Source organism: Kibdelosporangium aridum (assembly GCF_900176515.1).
In the GTDB taxonomy this organism is placed as follows: domain Bacteria; phylum Actinomycetota; class Actinomycetes; order Mycobacteriales; family Pseudonocardiaceae; genus Kibdelosporangium; species Kibdelosporangium aridum.
On the sequence record NZ_FWXV01000012.1, the window covers coordinates 1 to 15273 of the forward strand.

Below are 15273 nucleotides of genomic sequence, written 5' to 3' on the forward strand. Positions count from 1 at the left end.
TCGGGCAACGTGGTGATCGGCAACGACTTCGACTCGGATCTGAACCTGCACGGCGGGTGGGAACGCAACAACCTGTTCGAGCTCAACACCGTGCGCGTCAGCTACGGCCACCGATCCGGTAACTGCCGGGCCAACTGCGGTGATGAGGGCGGTGGTGGCCCGGATGACTCGAACTGGTTCCCGATCTGGTGGGGCGCGGGCAAAAAAGCCGTCAAGTGGTCCGGGGCGACCGGCGCACGCAACGTGTTCTTCAACAACACCATGACCAAACAACTATCGACCAACGGCCCGTTCCAGGACTACTACCCGGACAAGCAGCGGATCTACATCTTCGGCTGGAACGGCACCGGCTACCAGCACCTGGACATCGCCGGCACCCCGATCCCCGACTGGGCCAAGAACGAACAACGCGACTACACCAACGGCCACGGCATCGACGCCACCAAAACCGACAGCGCACCGTCACTGTTCCTCAAGAACGTGAGCCGCTGATGAAAGGCAAAGAGATCACACCACGGTCTCGTAGTGCAAGGACAAGCCCGACACCGTGTATGCGTCGAACACGGTGTCGTCGGCGAAGAAGGGCCTGACAAACGTGCCCATCACGCCCTGATTTCGTCGGCACGACGGCGCCTGGGGTCCTCGGCCCAGGCGCCGTCTTCCGTTATGCGTCCGGCGAATTCCCGCACAACTGGACAGCACCGGAGGTTCCGGACATTGCTTGGCAGCCAAGGAAAACCGGTTCGGTAAGAGTCTTGACGAATTACACCCGGAGGCTGTTGACTCGGTGCCACTTCTCCCCCTGCAAGGAGGAATCCCTGTGAAGACGCGTACCTTCGCCGTTGTCTGCACCGCATGCCTGTTCCTGCCGGTCGCGGGTGTGACGGCCGCTCAGGCGAGCCTGCCGGGCGCCGCACAGCAGTCCGCGGTGATCGCGGCGGTCGGCCTGGATGACCCAGCCAAGAAGGAAATCGCGATGAAGCTGGTGTCCAGTGCGGAGAACTCCTCACTGGACTGGCGGGCGCAGTTCAAGTACATCGAGGACATCGGTGACGGCCGCGGCTACACCGCGGGCATCATCGGCTTCTGCTCCGGCACGCACGACATGCTGGAGCTCGTCCGGGAGTACACCCGCCGCAAGCCCGGCAACGTCCTGGCCAAGTACCTGCCCGCACTGGAGCGGGTCGACGGTTCGGACTCGCACGAAGGCCTGGACCCGAACTACACCAAGGACTGGAAGACCGCGGCCAAGGACAAGGTCTTCCAGGACACGCAGGAAGCCGAGCGCGACCGGGTGTACTTCAACCCGTCGGTGAACCGGGCGAAGCAGGACGGGCTGCGCACCCTCGGCCAGTTCATCTACTACGACGCCATCGTGATGCACGGTGACGGCGGCGACAAGACCAGCTTCAGCAACATCCGCAAGCGTGCCATGGCCAAGGCCAAGACACCGGCTCAGGGCGGCGACGAGACGGCCTACCTCAACGCCTTCCTCGACGCACGCGTGTGGGCGATGAAGCAGGAGGAGGCGCACTCCGACACCAGCCGGGTCGACACCGCGCAGCGGGTGTTCCTGCGCAACGGCAACTTCGACCTCAAGACCCCGTTGTCCTGGAAGGTCTACGGCGACTCCTTCTCCATCAAGTAATCCCTGCCGGGAACGGGCCAGCTCCGAGGGGGTTGGCCCGTTTCGGCTTGGTGGGTGGGATCAAGCGTTATGTGCGGGCGTCCGGTGACTGGGTGGGGTGTCACGGCAGCGGCGACGCCGTAAACCTCGGCCAGCGTTTCGGAGTTGAGAACTTCCTCTGGTGTTCCTGAACGAACCTGCCGACCGTGGTGCAGCACGAGCAACTGGTCGCAGTAGTGCGCGGCGAGGTTCAGGTCGTGCAATGCGATCACGGCCGTCACCCCGAGTTTTCTGGGTAACGCCAACGCATCGAACTGGTGCCGGAGATCGAGGTGGTTGGTCGGTTCGTCCATCACCAGCACTCGTGGCTGTTGGGCGATCGCACGCGCGATCAGGACACGTTGCCGTTCCCCACCGGACAGAAATGCAAACCGCCGATCCCTGAGGTCCACTGCACCGACGGCCCGTAACGCGTCGGCTACGACTGTCCTGTCGCGATCGTCGTCACGTTCGAAAGCCTTCTTGTAGCAGGCGCGGCCCATCATCACCACGTCCTGCACGGTCAGGTCGAAGTCGCCTGTGGCGTCCTGCAACACCGCTGCGAGCACACGTGCACGGTCACGGGCCTTGGTCTTGGCCACATCGAGGCCGTCGATGTGGACCGATCCCGCTGCCGGGGTGAGAATGCCGATCATCGCACGCAGCAAAGTGGACTTTCCCGACCCGTTCGGGCCGACGATTCCGATCACTTCGCCGGGCTTCGCGGCAAAGGACACATCGTCCACGACACGCCTTCCGCCCAGCTCCACGCCGATCCCGGAAACCTCGACGCGCGCCGTCATGTCTTCACCCCACGACGAGTCTGACGACGAACCAGCCATAGGAAGAACGGTCCGCCGCACAACGCTGTGAAGACACCAACCGGAATCTCCTGCGGGGACGCGACTGTCCGCGCGGCAATGTCGGCCAGCACAAGGAAAGAAGCGCCAGCCAAAGCCACTGCGGGAAGTGCCCGGCGGTGATCGCTGCCGACGACCAAGCGCACCGCATGCGGCAGGATCAGCCCGACAAAGCCGATCGGTCCGCTGACCGCGACCAGCAACCCGGTCAGCAAGGACGTGATGACGAACATCGTGATACGGAATCTGTTGACGTCCAAGCCCATCGCGATCGCCGCCTCCTCCCCCGCGTAGAGAAGATTGAGCGCACGAGCGTTGGCCATCAGAATGACAAGACCGACGACAAGCGCCCCGAGCGGAACCCACAGCGACCAAGTCGCACCGCCCAAAGCACCAAGCAGCCACGACAAAATCTGACGGGCGTGCTGAGCATTGTCGGCAAGCAAAAGCATCAAGCTCGTCAGCGCGGACAGCACGTACGCCACCGCGACGCCCGCGAGCACGAGCCCGACTGTCGTGAGGCGTCCACCAGATCGCGCGACGAAGTACACGACGAGCAAAGCCGCGAACGCCCCGGCGAAAGCCGCCACCGAGGTCGAAGCGGCCCCGAACAAGGCAAAGCCGGTCAGAATCGAGGCCACAGCGCCGACCGAGGCACCGGAGGAAATCCCGAGGAGGTACGGATCGGCAAGGGGATTGCGGACGAGTGCCTGAAGCACCATGCCCACAGTGGCCAGTCCCGCGCCGACGACCGCACCCAGAATCACCCTCGGACCGCGGGTGTTGGTGACCACCGCTTCGACGTACGCCGGCCCGGACGAAGCGACCAGATCCGGCACGATCTGGTGCAGCACAGCGGTGACCACGTCCATCGGCGCGATCGCGATCGACCCGATGCCGACTCCAGCGATCATCGAGACCACCAGGATCAACACCAGCAGGGCGATGGCGGCCGGGTAGGAGATCTTCATGGGTGCAACTGCTTGGCGAGGCCCTCGACCGCGAAGGGCGCGCGGACACCCAGAACCGTGTCCTGCAACGTCAATCGCGCGAATCGGCGGTCGCGGATCGCCGGCACTCCGGCCAGTTCCGGTTTGCCCAGCAGGAACTCGATTTTCTTGTCCACGGCTGGTGTGCCGTAGTAGTCGTAGATGACGATCACGTCGGGTGAGCGCTGCAGGACTTGTTCCCACGACACGTCGGCCCAGTCCTTCCGCACGTCACCGAAGACGTTCACACCACCGGCCAGTTTGATGACCTCGTTGCCGATTCCCGTGCCGCCCGACGTGAACGCTGTGGCGTCGCCGCTGTCGTACACGAAGACCTTCAAGGGCTGAACGCCGTTGAGCCGCTCGGTTGTCTTCGCGACGTTCGCCTGCAGCTCGGCGATCAGCGCGTCGGCCCGGTCCGGAACCTGGAAAACGCGGCCGATCGTGCGGATCTCCTCCCACACGTCGTCCATTGTGACCGCCCGGTCGATGCATTCCTCGCGGCTGAGGTAGGTCTTGATCCCGGCCTTGGTGAACGCCTCGCGCGACCGGCCTTCCTTGTCGTCGAAGGAACTGTCGTAGCCGCCGTAGACCAGATCCGGGGTTTTGGCGAGCAGTTGCTCGAACGACGCGTCCTTGTCGGAGATCTTCGGAATCGCCTTGTACACATCGGCGTAGCGCGGCAGCGGATCGTTGTCCGGGTAGACCATGCCGACGAGCTTGTCCTGCAGTCCCAACGCGACCATGATCTCGGTCGGATGCTGGTAGTAGCCGATCACGCGCTGCGGCACGCCGTCGAACGTGATCTGCATCCCACAGTTGTCGATCGTCACCCCCGCCGTGCTTGCCGTCGGCTTGCTTTCCGCGCAACCACTGAGGGCCAACGCCATGACGATCAGAAGAGCCCGTGCACGCACCATCACCACTCCGTCCGGGATGTCCACGTCCCAGCTGGGGCCGTCCGAACAGGGCAGTTCCTGACTTCCGTGACGAGGTCACGGTCACAGTGGCGGGACCGCGCCGGACTCACACCGGCTTCCTGGTACCTGAACGGAACCGGTCCATCTCGGACCGGCGGGCACACCCTACATCGAGGAGCTACGGACTGCGCAATGCGTTGCGGACGAACTCGATCGCCTGGTCCTCGTCAACGCCGAGCCTGCGGACCGATTCGGCGAACCCCCTGGCGAGCTGCCGGAGCTGGGTGTGCAGGGAATCACCGGCGTCGGTGATCACCGCGCCACGGCCGCGTCTGAGCTCAACCAGTCCTTCGTCACGCAGTTGTTGATAGCCGCGCAGAACCGTGTGCAGTCCGATGCCGAGCGAAGACGCGAGTTCTCGGGCGGGCGGCAATTTGTCGCCGGGCTTGATGGACCCGTCGGCGAGCCCGGCGCGCACCGAGCGGGCCACCTGATCGGCGAGCTGGACCGGCAACGAAGGGTCGATCGAGATCAGCACGCCAACTCCCGGCGACGCGCGATCTCTCCGTTGACCAACGCGACGGCAGCCGCTGCGGCACGCAGACTCACCACGAAGTCACGCGCGTCGCTCAGATGAAGAACCATGTGGTCGCCGCGCTGGCCGACGTACCCGAAACGATGGATGTCCTCCAGCAAAGGCGACCATTCCCTTGTATACCTTTGATTCACGGCTTCCGCGTACTTGATCTGCTGATACGGCACCCGTTGACGGACTCGCATCAACGGCAGGTCGAGCAGGACGCCTTCGCTGTCGATCTGCACGTTCGCCCGTGCCAGCAAAAACAACGCGACACCCATCACAGCGAATGCCGCCGCGTTGAGCACGATCGCCACCGCCACGAGGGCACAGCCAAGACACGCGGCCTTCACTGACCGCATGGACTCGAAGAACACGACACGTTCCGTTGGACCAAGGTTCCGGCGCAGAGCACCTTCAGGCAGGTTGTCTTTCGCGTCCGGCGCGGCAGGCAGGCGTCCGACGAGAACCCAGCCCATGACCGCGGTGACCAGCCCGATCGCCAGTTTCGCGAGGTCCGCCCAGCCGGGCGCCTGTTGCGTGGGATACCCGGTGACGTCCACGACCGGCGCCACATCGATGATCACGCCACCGGCGATCTGTCCGGCGAACGCCCAGGACACCGCCACAACCCAGCGCTGCAGCCTGGGCACCCGCCGCCAATACACCAGGGCGACGGCCGCGACGCAGGCCGCGGCCGTGAAGAACAAGAACCCGCTCGCCCATTCCGGCCAGGTCGGCGCCCCCTGTGCGTGATCAGGGCCCGTCCGTGACCAGCCATCCACGTATGCCCGGTCAGGCAGGCGTTCGGAGAAAACGGCCAGCAGGATCCACGGCGTGACCACGGCAAGCACCACAGGCAGCAAGGCCAGCACCCATACACGAGTACGCCAAGTCATGACACCTCCCCGAGTTGTTACTATAGTACGGTAACAAAGGGCACAATAGTCAAGCCTGTGGCCGGAGGCGGTGACGTTCTCAAGACGGCCCGGTCGACATCAGAAGCCCTCCTCGGTAACGGGTTCGAGCACGAATACCCGGATCTCACGGTGGTCGGCGCGGTCGGCATAGCTGTTGTACGCGGGCCAGTACGAGGCGACCGCGTCCCACATCTCCTGTCGCTCGTCGCCGGTCAACAGCCTGCCCCGGACGGCCAAGCGCTTGCCCCGCAGAGCGATGACCGCGCCCGGGTTGGCGAGCAGGTTCGACGACCACGCAGGGTGGCGTTCGCCGCCCCAGTTCGAGCCGATCACGATGTACCTGCCCTCGCGTTCCACGTACAGCAGCGGGACTTCGCGTTTCTGCCCGCTTGTCCGGCCGATCGTGGTCAGCAACAGCGTGCGCAGGCCGACTGCCGAACCGACACCGAGCTTCCCGCCGGTTGCCCGCAGCATCCAGCGGTCGGCGGGCGCGAGGCGGCGCCCGATCGCCGCGAACGTCCTGGTTTTGCCGAAGTTGGCGATTACTCGCCGCAGTACGGACATGCCACGTCCTTCAATCCTCAGTGGACAGTCAAAGTGACGGCCCGTGACACGGTAGCTGGTGCGCTTACCTCGGACGTAATCGACTAGGCGCCGCGCGCTGGACATGCTTAAAACATGACCGAATACGAGAACACCGCGCAGCGCTACATCGACAGCTGGAACGAGACCGACCCGGTGAAACGCAAGCACATCATCGAGGAGCTGTACACATCGGACGCGACGTACACCGATCCTCTTGGCACGGCCACCGGGCCGCAGGCCATCGACCAGATGGTCGGCGCTGTCCAGCAGCAGTTCGCCGGGCTGACGTTCAGTCTCGGGCCGGTCGACGGGCATCACGACATCGCCCGGTTCACCTGGGAACTGGGCGACGCCATCGTCGGCTTCGACGTGATCGTCCTGGCCGATGGCAAGATCAAGAACGTCCACGGCTTCCTGGACAAGGTCCCGGGCTGAGGGGCTCGTTGTAGGTTCGCACCATGCTGGTCGGAAGACAGGACGAGGTCCAGCGGCTCGCGGACCTCGTCGGTGCGGCCCGCCGGGGCAACGGCGGTGTGCTTGTGCTGCGCGGAGAGCCGGGCATCGGCAAGAGCGCACTGCTTGACCACGTCCGGCAGGCGGCGTCCGGCTTCATGGTGATCGAGGCGTCCGGCTCGGAGTTCGAGTCCGAACTGCCGTTCGCGGCCCTGCACCAGCTATGCGTGCCGATCAAGGCAGATCTGCCGGACGCGCTGCGGGTCGCGTTCGGCCTGGCCACCGGCACGCCGCAGCTGTTCCAGGTTGGCCTGGCCACGTTGGGACTGCTCGGTCAAGCAGCCAAGGACCGTCCAGTCCTTTGTCTCGTGGACGACGCGCACTGGCTGGATGACGCGTCAGCGAAAGCGCTCACGTTCCTCGCGCGACGCATCGCGTCAGAGCCGATCGCGATGGTGTTCGCGGCACGGTACGGCCTGGAAGAACTGCCTAGCCTGGTTCTCGACGGACTGCCAGACGCCGACGCACGCACATTGCTGCGGGCGACCTTGGACGAGCAAGTACGTGACCGCATCGTCGCCGAAGCACGCGGCAACCCGTTGGCGTTGCTAGAGCTGCCAAAGGCAGGTGGCTTCGCGCCACCGGACACGTCCACGATCACGAGCCGGATCGAACGCAGCTTCCAAGCCAGGCTGGACAGCCTGTCCGACGAGGTCCGGCTCTTGCTCACCCTCGCGAGCGCGGACCCGACCGGCGACCCGAACCTGCTGTGGACCGCGGCCAGTCGGCTGGGCGTCGAGGCAGCGGCTGGTGGCGCCGCGGAAGCCTCCGGCCTGGTCGAGTTCGGCACGCGCGTGCGGTTCTGCCATCCGCTGGCCAGATCCGCCGTCTACCGAGCCGCTGACGCAGGCCTGTTGCACAACGTGCACCGAGCGCTCGCTGACGTAACCGATGCGACCACCGACCCCGACCGCCGCGCCTGGCACCGATCCCAGTCCGGCACCGGGCCCAACGAGGACGTCGCCACCGAACTGGAAGACTCCGCGTCCCGCGCGCGGTCGCGTGGCGGCGTCGCGGCGGCCGCGGCCTTCCTCGAACGCGCGGCGGCCTTGTCCGCGGACAACTCCAAGCGTGTCGACCGGACGCTCGCCGCCGCGCAGGCCAAGCTCGACGCGGGTGCGACCGATGCGGCAGCCGCGCTGCTGACCACTGTGGAACTCAAGACGCTGGACGAACGCACGCAAGCGAAGGCCGACTTGTTGCGTGGGCAGGTCGCGTTCGTGCGCCACGGCGACAGCAACGGCCCCACGTTCATGTTGCACGCCGCCCGGCGGCTGGCTGACATCGATCCAGCCTGGTCACGGACATGTTTCCTGGACGCGCTGGAAATGGCGATGGTCGTGGGCCGTGGCAGCGGCGTCATGGACATGGTTCTGAACGCGGCCCGTTCCGCGCCACCCGCGACCGACTTCCTGGACGCCTTGGTGCTGTTGAACACATCCGGGCACAAAGCCGCGGTTCCCGCGCTGCGCGATGTCCTCGCCGACAGCGCGGCGTGGACGCGACGGCCTGCGCTGGCCACCATGGTCGCCGGTGAACTGTGGGACATCGACGCGCACACGGCGATCGTCGACTGGCTGATGAAGACAGGCAGGCAATCAGGTGCGCCGATGGTGCTCCGGCTGGGCCTCGCGCAAGGCGCGTTGGAGGCCGCGCTGACCGGAGACCTTCCCAAGGCGGTGGACGCGATCGCGGAGGAGGAAGCTCTCGCGGACGCGATCGGTACGCCTTCGATGACGTACCCCCGGCTGTTTGTCACGGCACTGCGTGGCCGGCGCGAGGAAGCGACCGAGCTGATCGAGACCGCGACCACGGTGGCCAAGGCGAAAGGGATCGGCCAGTTGGTGGCGAACGTCCACTGGTCCGCCGCCGTGTTGCACAACGGCCTCGGCGATTATCCGGCCGCGCTGGCGATGGCACGGCAAGCAGCAGCGGCCGGTGATCTGTTCCTGGCCGGAGCCGCCATGCCGGAACTGGTGGAGGCCGCGGTCCGATGCGGCGAGAACGATCTCGCCGCGTCGGCGCTGGAATCGCTGACCGAACGAACCCAGGCCAGCGGCACGCCGTGGGGTTTGGGCCTCACGGCGTACTCGCGTGGCATGGTCACCGGCGACGAGGACGACTACCGCGCCGCGATCGAACTGCTCGCCGATTCCCCGGGCCGCACATACCAGGCCAGGGCCCATTTGCTGTACGGAGAATGGCTGCGGCGCCAGAACCGGAGGCTGGACGCCCGCACCCAGCTCCGCACGGCCCATGACCTGTTGTCCACCATCGGCATGGAGGCGTTCGCTCGCCGTGCCTTTGATGAATTGCGCGCGACCGGTGCGCAAGCACGCAGCCGCGCGACGAACTCCCTCGACGAACTCACGATGCAGGAGACGCACATCGCGCGGCTCGTGGCCACCGGCGCGACGTCCAAAGAGGTTGCCGCCCGGCTGTTTCTCAGCCCGCGGACGATCGATGCCCATCTGCGCAACATCTTCCGCAAACTGGGGATCACCTCGCGGCGGCAGCTGAGGGATCTGCCGGACCTCAGGTGAGGGCCGGGACCTCTTTCATCCCGATCTGCTGGGCGAACCACAGGCTGTCCGCGTTCGCCCAGTACTCCGTGATCACCTCGTCGTCCACCTTGAGGATGTCGGTGCCGTAGAACTCGATCCTCCGGCCTTCGTACGTTCCCTCCGCGTGCCACCTGATCACGACAAAGGGATCGTCCACGAACGGGCCGACATGGATGCCGAACCGCAGCTCGGAGATCATCGCGTGGATGCCGCTGACCCACGTGTGCAGGTTCTGCCTGCCCACCAAGTCGGCCGCCGGGCCGCCACCGGCGAGCGGGGCGGCGTGCGAGGTGAAGCCGGGATGGATCACGCTGTCGATCAACGACAGGTCGCCGTTCCAGATCTTGGCCCATGCCGTGACTATCCTGTCGAAGGACATCGTCATTCTCCGTGCTTTCCGGGGGCCGCGCTGCCGCTGTACTCGCCGAGATCGGACACGAGCTTGTTGATGTCAGGCATGGTGTCGTAGCGGCGCTTGTGCAGCTCGGCGATCTTCGCGCCCAGGTCGGGGTCGAGGTCGTCGGTGATGTCGAACGACATGAACTTGTCGACCAGAGGCAGACCGACGCGGTCGGTGTTCAGGTGCGCCGGGTGGATGAGGTACTCCCAGTAGCCATCGAGGTCCTCCAGTACGAAGGTCGCGCCCCATTCGTATTCGCCGCCGTGGTCACGGCCGACGACGAAGGACTTCACCGACGGGATGACCCTGCCCTGGTTGCGCAGGCTTTCCAGGGCCACTTCGATCTGTTCCGCCGATGCGTCCGGCTTGAGGGTGAAACGGTTGCCGTGGTAGATCATCGAACTGTCCTTTCCTTGGTGGTGACGAATGCCGATCCGACGGCGGCGACCGCCAGCGCCGCACCGCTGTAGGTGAAGGCGTCGGCGATGCCGATGGTCTGGACGAGTGGGTGCACGGCCAGCGGCGAGAGGAACTGGCCGAGGAAGATGCCTGCGACAAGTCCACTGAGGACTCTCCCGCGCCGTGCCGGGTGCGCGAGGTCCGCCAGTCGCAGGTTCAGGTTCGGGACGACAAGCCCGACACCGGCACCCCCGACGAGCAACCCGATCACGATGAGGGCGACGTTGCCTGCCGTGCCGATCAGCACCCATCCCGCACCGAGCGCCAGGACGCTCGCGGTAGTGATCATGGTGGGGTTCAATCGGTTACGCGTCACCGGGAAGGCAAGCGCGCCAATGACTCCAGTCACTGTGCTGCCAGCGACCACAGCACCGGTGAGTGCCGGGCCGACGCCGAAGTCGGCCAGCAGGAACGGAAGTTGCGCCGGCGCCATGTAGAAGACAAGCGTCGCGACGAGAGCCAACGCGTAGATCCCCAGGATCCGCTTCTGGTGTTCCGATTCCGGCGATACCGTGACCTCACCGCCGGTCCGAGGTCTTTCCGGTACGGCGAGAAGCGCGAAGGGAACGATGACCGCGGCGAAGGCGTAGATCCAGAACGGCGCCTTCCAGTCCACGGCGGCCAGCAGACCCGCCAGCGGCAGGAAGATGACTCCGCCCAGGCTCGCGAAAGCCTGTTGCAGGCCGAGGAAAGAGGCTCGCCGCGGTCCTTCGAACCAATCGGTGATCATCGCGCTGACGGCCGTCATGATCCCGCCGACCGCCGCGCCGAGCAGTGCGCGGGTGGCCAGCAGGACGTACAGGTCGTCGACGAAGTAGCCCGCGGTGCCCGCGAGTGCGTACAGGACGAGGCTGCCGACCAGCAGCGGTCGTCGGCCGAGACGGTCCGCGACCGTTCCCGCCACGGGTGCGCTCATCGCGATCGCGAGCGATGTGACGGTCAGCGCGAGCCGGACGAGGACGTCCGAGCCGGGGAAGACCTTGGTCATCGCGGGCAGGCTCGGCGCGATGATCGCCGCCGCCATGATCGTCAACATCGCTGCTGCCAGCAACGTTGCTCTTGCTATCCGTGTCGGCATCATGCCTCCTCCCTGGTGATGGGATCGAGACTCGCAGCGGCGCCGTCGTGCTCGCGTCGGCGAAAGTTGCCTATTCGGTGCCTGCGTACGACATAGGTGGTTTTCGCCGACGCGAGGGCGCGCGTGCTGGCCCGAGCCTGTGAGCATGGAAAACAACCGGATTGCTCAGGGCGCGTTGGTCGTGCTCGCAGTGGGGCAGCTCGTCACGTACGGAGTACTGAGCGGCCAGCCCAACGTCGGCATGATGGCCGTCGCGGCCGTTCCGTTAGTTGCCGCCGCGCTTCTACAGACCCGACGGAAGTGGGTCGCCGTGACGGCCGTGCTCGTCGCGGTCGCGGCGGTGATCGGCAGCGGGATCGGCGCGCTGTCGTTCGACTTGGTCCGTCCCGGTTCGGTCGGCCCGTTCGCCGTCGCCGTCGCGCTGCTTCTCGCGTCCGGTGTCGCGATCGCCTTCCTCCGGCCGTTCACCGTACGGGTGGGTATGGCCTCCGGGCTGGCGGTCAGCGCGGTCGCCGGACTCGGCATCGCGCTGGCACTGGGGCAGACCGACGACACCGGCAGGCTGACCGCGGACCAGCTCGCCAAGGTGCCCACCGTGACCATGGTCAACTACCGGTTCGAACCCGCGCAGCTGAAGGTCCCGGCCGGGCAGCCGGTCGCGTTCCGGTTCGTCAACACCAGCGGGGACGACCACGACTTCGTGATCGACCAGCTGGGCATCGACCTGAGTGTCCCGAGTGGACGTACGCGGGTCGCGGTCGTCGATGTGCCGGCCGGAACGTATGCACTGCACTGCTCGATGGGCGATCACCGCGAGTCCGGGATGGTCGGCCGTCTCATGGTGGACGGACAGCACCACCATGGCTGAGGTGTCCCGCCGCGCGTTCCTGTTCGGTGGAGTCGCGCTGGCAAGCGGTGTTGCCGCTTGCTCGGTGCCGGACGGGCCGCAACTCCCACAGCCGCAAGCGCTTTCGGAGCCGTACGAACTCGTCGCGACGCCTTCGGGCTACTCGGGCCAGTTTCCGGGGCCACTGCTGAAAGTCCGGGAAGGCGACCGTGTCCAGTTGGCTTTCCGCAACGGACTCGACGCCCCGACCAGCCTGCACATCCACGGCCTGCCGCTCTCGCCCGCGGTCGACGCCCCGCTCACGCACCTCAAGCCGGGCGAGAGCGACCACCGCGACTTCACCATCCCGCCAGGCACAGCGGGCACCTACTGGTACCACCCGCACGCGCACGGAGACGTCGAACGCCAGCTGCTGATGGGCCTGGCCGGACCGATCGTCGTGGACGACGGACGGATCGACGCGGACGACCGGCTGGTGATGATCACCAAGGATTTACAGGTCAACGGCGTCGCACGGCCCGTGATCACGCCGCGTTCCGGCCGTGTCCGGCTCAGGCTGATCAACGCGACCGCCGCGGACACGCTGCTGCTGGGTGTGCTGCGCGACGGCGATCAGCAGACCTTCCACCTCATCGCCACCGACGGCGGGCTGGTCGAGAACCCGGTGCCGCTCACCGAAATCCTGCTCACCCCAGGCGAACGCGCCGAGATCCTCGTGGACACGACGACAGCGGGACGGCTCGAACTGCGGGCGCTGCCGTACTCGGTCTATGGGCCCGGCGGTGCGCAGAGCGAGGATCGGTTGCTGGCGAGTCTCGACGTGCCCGCCGGTCTCGTCCCGATCCCGTTGCCCTGGTCGATGCGGAAGATCGACGCACCAACGGGTTCACGTACCCGTCGTCTTGTGCTGAACGGTCACGGGGACAGCATGTTCACCATCAACGGCCGTACGTTTGACCACAACCGCGTGGATATGGAGGTGAAGTCAGGCACCACGGAGATCTGGGAGCTGGTCAACGAGCACACCATGGACCACCCGTTCCACCTGCACAGCTACTCGTTCCAGGTGGTTGACGCGCCTTTCCGCGCGTGGCGCGACACTGTCAACGTGCCACCTGGCTCAACCGTACGGATCGTGATCCCGTTCCACGGCCCGCCGGGCCGCACGGTCTACCACTGCCACATCGCGTCCCATGAGGACCTTGGAATGATGGGGATCCTGGAAGTCACCTAGGCCAGCTGTAGTCGTAGCTCAAGGAGAACGTACGGGAGACCCAGTCCTTGGTCGATTCGCCTTGCGCAGGTTCGGTGGCCGGGCCCGCCGCCCGTACCGCCGCCAGCTCAGCGGAACGGTCAGCGGCGGTGACCAACGTGCCTGCCTGGAATGTCAGTTCGTGGACTTCGCTGTACATCCAGGCTGGCTGGAACCCCATGTTCAGATACGGGCGGTCGTCGACGTCGCCATCGCCGATCAGCAGCCGCCCGGTGAAGTCCACCGGGATGTCCAGCCCTTCGTAGCGCCATCGCGCGTCATCGTCTTCCCGCACCGGATGGATCTTCCCGATCAAGGGCGGCGGATCCTCCGACCCCAGAATCAGATCCCGCACCACCAAATGCCCGTCGCTGACGGCGTACCCGCAGATGTAGCCGCGCCAGCAAGCGGAGCTGGTCGTCATCGGATCAAGATCATGCGCGTCCGGATCGAAGAGGCCGGTACCGTCGACCGCGGCCACCGAGAACCAGCCTCGTTCGAAGAACACCTCGTCGGGTATCTGCGTTGTCACGGCGGGAAACCTACTTGGCCGACCCACCCGTGGCCAGGCGCATCAGGTCCGAGTCGAGGTCGATGGACAGCTCCGTGCCGCCCGCGCTGCCGAACTCGTGCTGGTAGTTCTGCCACGACTCGCCCCTGACCTGCTTGGCGAAGCCGCTTTCCATCAGCAGCAACAATTCGAAGGCGGCGCGGTCGATGCGCTTGGTCAGCGCGGGGTCACCCCAGTCCTCAGTGGACGCGAACAGCGAGGTCGGGACGGCCGTGGTCCGCATGAACGCGAACAACCCGCGCAACTGCTCGTCCACGACCAACGCGTGCCGCGCGGTTCCGGCCGTGGCCGCCAGCACGATCGGCTTGGCGATGAGCAGGTCGTTGTCCAGGATCTGGAAGAACGACGTGAACAGGCCACTTGCCCCGGCCTTGTAGACCGGCGTGCTGACGATCAGGCCGTCGGCCTCGCCGAGCGCTTCGATCGCTTTGGTCAAGCGAGGTCCGGTCAGCTGCGACACCAGCGCGGTGGTGATTTCCGTGGCCAGCTCGCGCAAGTCGATGACCTGGAGCTGCACCTCGTGCTCGCGCTCGCCCGCCAACGCGTCGACGCGCTGGGCGACACGGTCAGCCAGCAACCGCGTCGACGACGGGTCGCTTGTTCCGGCGGAAACAGCGACCACCTTGAAAGTGCTCATGACTCCCCTGCCAGTTTCTTGCAGATTGCTTCAAGTTGCCTGAGTTCCTCGGCGTTGACCCGCGCGGTGACCGCGCGGGCGACGTCACGAGCGTGCTTGCGGCCGATGTCCTGCTGCACTTTGCGTCCGGTGTCCGTCAGCGCCAGGCGTACGCCGCGGCCGTCTTCCGGAGCGGCCAACCGCTCGACGAACCCGCGCTGGACCAGCCTGTCCACCATCCGTGACAGAGCAGGTTGGCTGAGCAGGAGGTGCTTGTGCAGCTCGCCGATCCGCAGGGGCTCGGGGCACTTGGACAACGAGTAGAGCACGTCGTACTCGCGCATCGACGCCTCCTGCCAGATGTCCTGTGCGGCGAAGTCCCGCATCAACGTCGCGTAGGCGGTCATCAGGGCCTCCCACGCGGCGTTGGCGGTCTTGTTCGTGCTCCCAGCCATG

Annotated in this window: 17 protein-coding genes, 1 pseudogene and 1 riboswitch; of the genes and pseudogenes, 6 read left to right on the plus strand and 12 right to left on the minus strand. The window is 65.9% G+C overall.

The features are described from left to right. A pseudogene (locus B9C43_RS45020) lies at nucleotides 1-492 on the plus strand (hypothetical protein); the annotation flags it as partial. Nucleotides 493-814: 322 nt separating this feature from the next. After that, a complete protein-coding gene (locus B9C43_RS45025) occupies nucleotides 815-1648 on the plus strand; it encodes a chitosanase (RefSeq protein WP_407657169.1) in 834 nt (277 codons plus the stop codon). Here the strand turns inward: B9C43_RS45025 and B9C43_RS45030 are convergent. The 6 genes from B9C43_RS45030 to B9C43_RS45055 all read right to left on the minus strand — a co-directional run bounded on the left by B9C43_RS45030 (nucleotide 1621) and on the right by B9C43_RS45055 (nucleotide 6496). After that, nucleotides 1621-2469: an ABC transporter ATP-binding protein gene (locus B9C43_RS45030; protein ID WP_084433507.1), complete on the minus strand. Its 849-nt coding sequence runs from the start codon at nucleotides 2467-2469 to the stop codon at nucleotides 1621-1623. The two genes, B9C43_RS45025 and B9C43_RS45030, sit on opposite strands and share 28 nt — an antisense overlap. Then, a complete protein-coding gene (locus B9C43_RS45035; protein WP_084433508.1) occupies nucleotides 2466-3497 on the minus strand; it encodes a FecCD family ABC transporter permease in 1032 nt (343 codons plus the stop codon). The genes B9C43_RS45030 and B9C43_RS45035 overlap by 4 nt, the downstream gene beginning before the upstream one ends. Beyond that, nucleotides 3494-4435, minus strand: coding sequence for an ABC transporter substrate-binding protein (locus tag B9C43_RS45040; RefSeq protein ID WP_084433828.1), 942 nt, complete (start codon nucleotides 4433-4435; stop codon nucleotides 3494-3496). The genes B9C43_RS45035 and B9C43_RS45040 overlap by 4 nt, the downstream gene beginning before the upstream one ends. Nucleotides 4436-4466: 31 nt before the next feature. Further along, nucleotides 4467-4600: riboswitch (cobalamin riboswitch) on the minus strand. A 13-nt stretch (nucleotides 4601-4613) separates the two neighbouring features. After that, the gene (locus B9C43_RS45045) at nucleotides 4614-4973 is read right to left on the minus strand and encodes a GntR family transcriptional regulator (RefSeq protein ID WP_033388068.1); all 360 of its coding nucleotides are present in this window, start codon (nucleotides 4971-4973) and stop codon (nucleotides 4614-4616) included. Then, complete coding sequence (locus B9C43_RS45050) at nucleotides 4967-5911, minus strand: hypothetical protein (RefSeq protein WP_143447059.1); 945 nt, start codon at nucleotides 5909-5911, stop codon at nucleotides 4967-4969. The genes B9C43_RS45045 and B9C43_RS45050 overlap by 7 nt, the downstream gene beginning before the upstream one ends. 99 nt (nucleotides 5912-6010) lie before the next feature. After that, the gene (locus tag B9C43_RS45055; RefSeq protein ID WP_143447060.1) at nucleotides 6011-6496 is read right to left on the minus strand and encodes a nitroreductase/quinone reductase family protein; all 486 of its coding nucleotides are present in this window, start codon (nucleotides 6494-6496) and stop codon (nucleotides 6011-6013) included. 114 nt (nucleotides 6497-6610) lie between these two features. Between B9C43_RS45055 and B9C43_RS45060 the strand changes: the two genes are divergently transcribed. Together B9C43_RS45060 and B9C43_RS45065 are read left to right on the plus strand one after the other, a co-directional pair. Continuing rightward, nucleotides 6611-6952, plus strand: coding sequence for a nuclear transport factor 2 family protein (locus B9C43_RS45060; RefSeq protein WP_084433510.1), 342 nt, complete (start codon nucleotides 6611-6613; stop codon nucleotides 6950-6952). Between the two features lie 23 nt (nucleotides 6953-6975). Beyond that, on the plus strand, nucleotides 6976-9573 hold the full coding sequence (locus B9C43_RS45065) for an ATP-binding protein (protein WP_084433511.1): 2598 nt from the start codon (nucleotides 6976-6978) through the stop codon (nucleotides 9571-9573). On the opposite strand, the gene B9C43_RS45070 is transcribed toward B9C43_RS45065, so the two are convergent. Genes B9C43_RS45070 through B9C43_RS45080 form a run of 3 tightly spaced genes read right to left on the minus strand, consistent with a single transcriptional unit; the run spans nucleotide 9566 to nucleotide 11534 of the window. After that, nucleotides 9566-9973, minus strand: a complete 408-nt coding sequence (locus tag B9C43_RS45070; RefSeq protein ID WP_160097164.1) for an ester cyclase — start codon at nucleotides 9971-9973, stop codon at nucleotides 9566-9568. The genes B9C43_RS45065 and B9C43_RS45070 overlap by 8 nt on opposite strands. 2 nt (nucleotides 9974-9975) lie before the next feature. Continuing rightward, complete coding sequence (locus B9C43_RS45075; RefSeq protein WP_033388063.1) at nucleotides 9976-10392, minus strand: Dabb family protein; 417 nt, start codon at nucleotides 10390-10392, stop codon at nucleotides 9976-9978. After that, a complete protein-coding gene (locus B9C43_RS45080; protein ID WP_084433513.1) occupies nucleotides 10389-11534 on the minus strand; it encodes an MFS transporter in 1146 nt (381 codons plus the stop codon). Before B9C43_RS45080 ends, B9C43_RS45075 begins: the two co-directional genes overlap by 4 nt. 142 nt (nucleotides 11535-11676) lie before the next feature. Between B9C43_RS45080 and B9C43_RS45085 the strand changes: the two genes are divergently transcribed. Both B9C43_RS45085 and B9C43_RS45090 read left to right on the plus strand, forming a co-directional pair. Further along, on the plus strand, nucleotides 11677-12399 hold the full coding sequence (locus B9C43_RS45085) for a cupredoxin domain-containing protein (protein WP_084433514.1): 723 nt from the start codon (nucleotides 11677-11679) through the stop codon (nucleotides 12397-12399). Next, nucleotides 12392-13612, plus strand: coding sequence for a multicopper oxidase family protein (locus B9C43_RS45090; RefSeq protein WP_160097166.1), 1221 nt, complete (start codon nucleotides 12392-12394; stop codon nucleotides 13610-13612). The genes B9C43_RS45085 and B9C43_RS45090 overlap by 8 nt, the downstream gene beginning before the upstream one ends. Here the strand turns inward: B9C43_RS45090 and B9C43_RS45095 are convergent. From B9C43_RS45095 to B9C43_RS45105, 3 genes are read right to left on the minus strand one after another with little or no spacing between them, the layout of a single operon-like run. Next, on the minus strand, nucleotides 13605-14162 hold the full coding sequence (locus B9C43_RS45095) for a hypothetical protein (protein WP_143447061.1): 558 nt from the start codon (nucleotides 14160-14162) through the stop codon (nucleotides 13605-13607). The two genes, B9C43_RS45090 and B9C43_RS45095, sit on opposite strands and share 8 nt — an antisense overlap. A 10-nt stretch (nucleotides 14163-14172) precedes the next feature. After that, entirely contained in the window at nucleotides 14173-14838 is a 666-nt protein-coding gene (locus B9C43_RS45100; protein WP_033388049.1) for a CE1759 family FMN reductase, read from the minus strand. Further along, nucleotides 14835-15272 (minus strand): MarR family winged helix-turn-helix transcriptional regulator, encoded by a 438-nt coding sequence (locus tag B9C43_RS45105; RefSeq protein WP_033388048.1) that lies wholly within the window; start codon nucleotides 15270-15272, stop codon nucleotides 14835-14837. The genes B9C43_RS45100 and B9C43_RS45105 overlap by 4 nt, the downstream gene beginning before the upstream one ends. Nucleotide 15273: the final 1 nt, after the last annotated feature.